The sequence below is a fragment of the Brevinematia bacterium genome (genome assembly GCA_039630355.1).
Classification (GTDB): Bacteria; Spirochaetota; Brevinematia; order DTOW01; family DTOW01; genus SKYB106.
The window spans coordinates 60,223-66,672 of record JBCNVF010000019.1 but is presented as its reverse complement, the minus strand read 5'-3'; the positions used below and the strand labels follow the sequence as shown (position 1 = coordinate 66,672).

Sequence of the window (6,450 nt, the reverse complement as noted above, 5' to 3'; positions counted from 1 at the left end):
TGTGTGTGTGTGTGTGCTCCTCCCCTTAGGGATTGAAACTGGAGCGTCACCATACACTCCATTTCAAGCTCCTCCCGTTTTTACCTGCCCTTTTAGGGATTGAAACTCCTCTCCTGTTATCAGGACTCTAGGGAGGTAGCACCGTTTTTACCTGCCCTTTTAGGGATTGAAACCTGCTCCACAGCAGGTTGTGACTTCGTATATAGTCAGTTTTTACCTGCCCTTTTAGGGATTGAAACTTCAACACCTTTTCGGATATGATTCTTTCTCTATGGGTTTTTACCTGCCCTTTTAGGGATTGAAACTGGATGTAGAAAATGTAAGAGACGTTGCTATGCTGAGTTTTTACCTGCCCTTTTAGGGATTGAAACGGCAACTTCTAGTCTTCAATGCAACTTTTAATCTTCGTTTTTACCTGCCCTTTTAGGGATTGAAACGGCTAGGAGAATATAGCTCTCTCTCGTACTCATATATAGTTTTTACCTGCCCTTTTAGGGATTGAAACCATTAGTTAACGAAAATGTGCAAAAAACCCCTTTATTGTTTTTACCTACCCTTTTAGGGATTGAAACCTGAAAATAAAGCAACAAGAAATGAAACAAACCGAGAAGTTTTTACCTGCCCTTTTAGGGATTGAAACTTTGAACAGCAATCCTTACCTTCTTCGGAGGTTTTTGTTTTTACCTGCCCTTTTAGGGATTGAAACAACGCTTGTTTTTTGTCATATTTCTTCACTTCCATTATTGTTTTTACCTGTCCTTTTAGGGATTGAAACAAGAATGAGAAGCGATGAAGGTAAGTTTATTTCTTACGAGAGATATGCAGGTTTCTTGACTAATTCTAGAGATTGAAACAATACTTTTCCGTTTCGTCATTCTTTGAAAAAAGACACCCTCGGCAAATATACTAAACTTATGTTCTCAGGTATAATAAAATACACAGGAATCATTGTTAGATCCCTTAACAAAACCGATGGCGAGATAACCATAAAAACTCCGGAAGTCTCTAAAGTTGTAGAAATTGGCGGTAGCGTAGCAGTAAATGGCGCATGCCTAACCGTTATCAGAAAAACACCAGATGAACTCACTTTCTTCGTAAGTAGCGAAACCTCAGAAAAAAGCACCATCCCTAAACTCAAACCAGACACAGTAGTAAACCTAGAACTCCCATCAACCCCCTCAAGTTTTCTTGACGGTCACATAGTTCTAGGACACATTGACACCATAGGACAAGTAAACGAAATAATACCCATCGGAAATTCATACAAACTTACAATATCCATCCCCAAGAACTTCATGAAAAACTTAGTTTACAAAGGTTCAGTAGCAGTAGACGGAATAAGTCTAACCATATCAGAAATAAACGATTCACTTAGAACTTTCTCAGTAGCAGTCATACCTCACACCTACGAAAACACAAACATAAAATACCTCAAGCCAGAAGAGTATGTAAACATTGAGTTTGACATAATAGGAAAATACATTGAGAGATTGCTCTCAACGAAAGATAAGCCCATAACAATGGAAAAACTGAAAGACTTCCTAGGAACATAACCCCAAGACCCCACCCCCCACCTTGACTAAACAGCAAGTTGAAAAACCCAAAAATAAAAGGTACACCCAGTAGTTTAGATAACAAACCCTAACTCCCACTAGACAAGTAAACAAACTCTCAAACCCTTTACACCCCCTCCAACCACAAAAACCACTCTCCATCAAGCCCACTAAACCTACCGAGAAAGTATTCATAAGAAACCACTCACCCAGTCCCGTCAGGGACTGCGAGAAAAAAGAAAAACCATTCCCAACTACCAAACCTTGGAACTTACCACATCTATACTCTTAAGTGGAAAAAACAGAAAACTACCATATAACATTTTAGCCTTGAAAAATCTATACTACTTTTGTATTTTTTCTAGGAGGTAGCCTTATGGGAATGACTATCGCTGAAAAGATCTTAGCAGAGCACGCTATAAATGATAATGGTAGCATCGGCAGAAAATATGTAGAACCCGGAGAGATAATAAACGCTAGAATTGACTTCTGCTTCGGCAACGATATAACCGCCCCAATAGCAATAGAGGAGTTTGAAGAAGTAGGAGCAAGCGATGTCTTTGATAAAGAAAGAGTAGCACTCATTCCAGATCATTTCTCTCCAGCAAAAGACATAAAAAGCGCAGACCAAATAAACATTCTCAGAAAGTTTGCTAGGAAACTGAATTTACCCTACTTCTACGAAATCGGAAAAGTAGGAATAGAGCATATACTTCTGATAGAAGAAGGATTGGTCCTGCCCGGAGATCTAGTAATAGGAGCAGACTCTCATACCTGCACACTAGGAGCACTCGGAGCTTTTGCAACTGGAGTTGGCTCTACAGATCTCGCTTATGCTATGATAACAGGAGAAATCTGGCTAAAAGTTCCTGAAAGCATTAAGTTCATATATTACGGCAAAATGGGAAAATGGGTTTCCTCAAAAGATCTAATACTCTACACAATCTCAGATATAGGAGTTGACGGAGCACTATACAAAGCTATGGAGTTTTCGGGAGAAACTATTAGACAAATGTCATTTGAGTCAAGATTAACAATAACTAACATGGCTATTGAAGCTGGCGGAAAAACCGGAATAATTGAAGCAGACGAAAAAACCCTTTCCTACATAGAAAAACAAGCAAAGAGAAAATATAAACTCTACACCTCAGACCCAGACGCAAAGTATTCTGAAATCAGAGAATACAACGTATCCAAAATAGAACCACAAGTTGCCCTACCACACCTCCCATCAAACTGTAAAAACGTTTCAGAGCTAACCCATATCAAGATAGATCAAGCTTTCATCGGATCCTGCACCAACGGAAAAATAGAAGATCTGAGAGTAGTAGCAGAACTACTCAAGGGAAAAAAAATACACCCGGAAGTCAGATGCATAATAACTCCAGCTACTCAGGTTGTATACTATAAAGCACTGAAAGAAGGACTTATTGAAATCTTTCTTGAAGCTGGGGCAGTAGTAACAATGCCAACTTGCGGTCCATGTCTTGGTGGACATGTCGGAATACTAGGCAAAGGAGAAAAGGCAATCTCAACAACAAACAGAAACTTTGTTGGGAGAATGGGAGATGCACCAACCAGTGAGGTTTACCTTTCAAGCCCTGCAGTTGCGGTAGCTTCCGCCATAATGGGAAGAATCGCACATCCTGACGAAGTTGCAAAACCTAGCGAAACCCTAACTTAAACAGAAAAGACTTACAACTTCTCTTACCTTATCCCTGTAACCATCAGATCAAATAGGCGTAACGTAAAGTCCGTGAAAATTCTTACAAGAATAGGACCTAGCAATAGCATAAGAAGACCTACCGCTATAAGCTTAGGAACGAAAGTGAGAGTTTGCTCCTGAATTGATGTAGTAGCTTGGAATATGCTTACTATCAACCCCACAAGTAATGAAACAATCAGAAACGGCAACGATAGTATAGCAGTCTGAATCAGCGTTTCATTAAGAAGCCTTAACACTATACCTATTTCGTTCATGCTTACTTTCCACCGAATCCTGTAAGCATTATGCTTTCAGTAAAGAACCTCTGGTTGAAAACATATATTATTATGACAGGTATAAGCGCTATCAGCGATGCAGCCATAACGAGTTCCCACTGAGAACCATAAGCTGTCTGGAATGCAGTAAGCCCAACAGGTATAGTCTTCACCTCCTCTGAATTTAGAACAACCAACGGCCATAGAAAGTCATTCCACTGGAAGAGGAAAGTAAATGTCCCTAGGGTTGCTAAGGCTCCTTTTGACAGAGGTAGTATAACATGCCACAGTATCTGGAGTCTGTTAGCCCCGTCAATAAACGCTGCTTCTTCAAGGTCGTAAGGAATAGACACGAAAAACTGTCTAAGTAAGAAAGTGCCAAATGCTGAGAAAAGAGCAATCAAAATAACTGCTATAAGGGTATTAACAAGACCTAGAGTCTTGAAGAGTATATACACTGGTATCATTGTAACTGTGAATGGAATCATCAGCGTGCCTAGGTAGAGAAGGAATATTGCATCCCTACCAAACCATCTCATTCTTGCAAAAGCATACGCTGCCAGAGTGCAAGTCACAAGTTGCCCGAATGTGGTAACAGTAGCTACTATAAGACTGTTTCTGTAGTATTTGTCAAAAGGCACAGAAATCCACGCTTTAACGAAGTTAGCCCACCACGCCCTCACTTGCTCATAACCTTCTCTATAACCACCAGTTACGAAATTCCCCTTCTGATCAACATAGATATATCCAAACCTCTGTGGTATGAACCTTTTATCGTAAATATCTTCAGGATCTTTAAGCGCAGTAGATATTGTCCATAAGAAGGGTATCACCATTGTAAAACCACCTATTGAGAGAATTATATAAGCTATCAAGTTCCTTATCCTTTCTTTTCTCTTTCTCTCCTCAACTAAACTCTGACCATAGAACGCTTCCCTAGTTGCCATACAACCCTCCATCTATTTATTACCACGAAGAGGTGGTAGATTCTTGACTCAACTTCCACTGAACTATTGTAAATATCATCATGACGATGAACAGAAATACTGACAAAGCTGCAGCATATCCCATCTGAAACCACTGGAAGGCATTGTTGTAAATGTAGTAAACTATAGTTTTTGTAGCTCCCGCAGGACCACCACCCGTCAAAACATACTGCGAACCAAATGCTTGGAACCCATTTATTATACCAATTATGATTATGAAGAAATTCGTAGGCGCAAGCATTGGCCAAGTGATATAAGCAAACTTTTGCACCTCATTAGCACCATCTATATCTGCTGCTTCATACAAAAAAGACGGTATCTGCTGAAGTGAAGCAAGATAAACAAGCATAGTATATCCTACATTCTTCCATACATCCATAATGATTATAGCAATTCTTGCCCAGTTACCATCACCTAGCCAGCTCGGAGGATTAATCACACCTATCAACTTCAAAAACTCGTTCAGTAAGCCTTGATCATTGTATATCCATCTCCACAACATAGCAACCGCTACCAAGTTTGAAATATAAGGCAGGAAGTAAAGAGTCCTAAACACAGCTATACCCTTAAGCCTCTGATTCAGAGCAAGAGCAAGGATTATAGCAAAAGCCATCCCCAGCGGAATCTCAAGCATAAATATCAAGGTATTTATGAAATACCTCCAGAAGTCCTTATCTCTGGTAAAGAGCTTTTTGAAGTTCTCAAAACCCACAAACTGTATTCCCGTCCTCCCACCAATGAAAGAAATATCAACAATTCCCTTAACACCTTCAGCAGGAAAATCACCTTTAGGAACAAGAACCGTTCCCTCCTGCAAGTTAAACTCTTCTCCTACCTTTACTGAAGAAACCTTAACTGGATAGTTGGCATTCGTAGCCCCCCTAGGAATAGTCACACTCTCCTTTACAATCCCAGTAAATACAATCTTCCTAGAATACACAGACTTAATACTTATTGACTCTGCAGAAACCTCAAGCCCCTCTTTGTAAATTCCGCTAACTACACTTTTAAACCTACCAGAAACTTCAACAGAACTACCTACTGCTATCTCAAATTCACTATCATTCTCAAACTTTAGAATAGTATTCGTTATCACCTCCTTGTTATTCTCATCAAGATACTTAACTATAACTTCTACATCAAACTCGTGTTTTTCAGGAAATGTGTAAGTAAACTCTTCCTTACCTTTAACCGAAATAGGCAATATCGTAGTCTCGCCTATTTTAGGTAGCCTGTATGTAAGTGACTGGAGTAAATTCTTATCAACTCTTCCAGAAAATCTCTTGTCTATGGTAACATCAGACTCTATTATAGTCCCCTTGGGTATAGTGATATCTTCCTGCGCAGGAGAAGAAATAACAAAAGTAACCTCTCCCTCAGCATTAGATGGATAACTAATACCGTCCCACTTTGTAAGCGCTAAGAAGAATACCGCTACTACCGGAAACGCTGTTATCAAAAGAAAACCAAAGAAATTCGGAGAAAGAAACGCAAAAGCAGTAAAGAATTCTTTTATAGCTTTCTGAATCTTTATCCTCCTAGAAAGCGCATCCATACCAATACCTCCGCATCTGCTAGATATAATTAAAAAGGTTTAAACATGAAATTTCAATATTTTTTAACTGAAGCTTAGTTAAGAGTTTGGTACTTTTTTGTGAGAAAGTATTCTGAATACCCCGTGTTCATAACTCATCCAAGCAATCCTCAAACCTTCCCCTCCTAACCCTAGCATACCTGCCTTACCTAAAGGTAGAAGAATGTAAGAGAACAACTTTCGCTATCTTCTTCCTGAGTTTGGATGGAAGGTCAAGTAGAAGGTTTTTGATAAAGTGATTTACAATTTTCTTGTCATTCATACATTCCTCCTCTTGCTTTTATCTTACAAGGTAAGAGGAAGTCCTTTCACTTTAATTTTCACCAAACTCTCCTAC

5 protein-coding genes and 1 CRISPR repeat array are annotated in these 6,450 nt (G+C 39.4%); of the genes, 2 read left to right on the top strand and 3 right to left on the bottom strand.

Annotation, left to right across the window (positions count from 1 at the left end; genetic code table 11):
• Positions 1-9: 9 nt before the first annotated feature.
• Positions 10-775: direct repeats of the CRISPR family, unit length 30 nt; unit sequence GTTTTTACCTGCCCTTTTAGGGATTGAAAC.
• 139 nt (positions 776-914) lie between these two features.
• A complete protein-coding gene (locus ABDH28_01865; GenBank protein MEN2997772.1) occupies positions 915-1,553 on the top strand; it encodes a riboflavin synthase in 639 nt (212 codons plus the stop codon).
• Between the two features lie 376 nt (positions 1,554-1,929).
• Positions 1,930-3,237 carry a 3-isopropylmalate dehydratase large subunit gene (leuC, locus tag ABDH28_01860; protein ID MEN2997771.1) on the top strand — a complete coding sequence of 436 codons (1,308 nt, stop codon included), beginning with the start codon at positions 1,930-1,932 and terminating at the stop codon, positions 3,235-3,237.
• Positions 3,238-3,260: 23 nt separating this feature from the next.
• Here the strand turns inward: leuC and ABDH28_01855 are convergent, their stop codons facing one another.
• The 3 genes from ABDH28_01855 to ABDH28_01845 are packed head-to-tail and all read right to left on the bottom strand — an operon-like array spanning position 3,261 to position 6,074.
• On the bottom strand, positions 3,261-3,533 hold the full coding sequence (locus ABDH28_01855) for a flagellar biosynthetic protein FliQ (protein MEN2997770.1): 273 nt from the start codon (positions 3,531-3,533) through the stop codon (positions 3,261-3,263).
• Between the two features lie 2 nt (positions 3,534-3,535).
• Positions 3,536-4,480 carry a carbohydrate ABC transporter permease gene (locus ABDH28_01850; GenBank protein ID MEN2997769.1) on the bottom strand — a complete coding sequence of 315 codons (945 nt, stop codon included), beginning with the start codon at positions 4,478-4,480 and terminating at the stop codon, positions 3,536-3,538.
• A 19-nt stretch (positions 4,481-4,499) separates the two neighbouring features.
• A complete protein-coding gene (locus tag ABDH28_01845) occupies positions 4,500-6,074 on the bottom strand; it encodes a sugar ABC transporter permease (GenBank protein ID MEN2997768.1) in 1,575 nt (524 codons plus the stop codon).
• Positions 6,075-6,450 lie beyond the last annotated feature (376 nt).

Bases quoted from the DNA above. Each gene is read 5' to 3' on its own strand.
- ABDH28_01865 (MEN2997772.1), top strand. From the start codon at position 915: ATGTTCTCAGGTATAATAAAATACACAGGAATCATTGTTAGATCCCTT.
- leuC (MEN2997771.1), top strand. From the start codon at position 1,930: ATGGGAATGACTATCGCTGAAAAGATCTTAGCAGAGCACGCTATAAAT.
- ABDH28_01855 (MEN2997770.1), bottom strand. From the start codon at position 3,533: ATGAACGAAATAGGTATAGTGTTAAGGCTTCTTAATGAAACGCTGATT.
- ABDH28_01850 (MEN2997769.1), bottom strand. From the start codon at position 4,480: ATGGCAACTAGGGAAGCGTTCTATGGTCAGAGTTTAGTTGAGGAGAGA.
- ABDH28_01845 (MEN2997768.1), bottom strand. From the start codon at position 6,074: ATGGATGCGCTTTCTAGGAGGATAAAGATTCAGAAAGCTATAAAAGAA.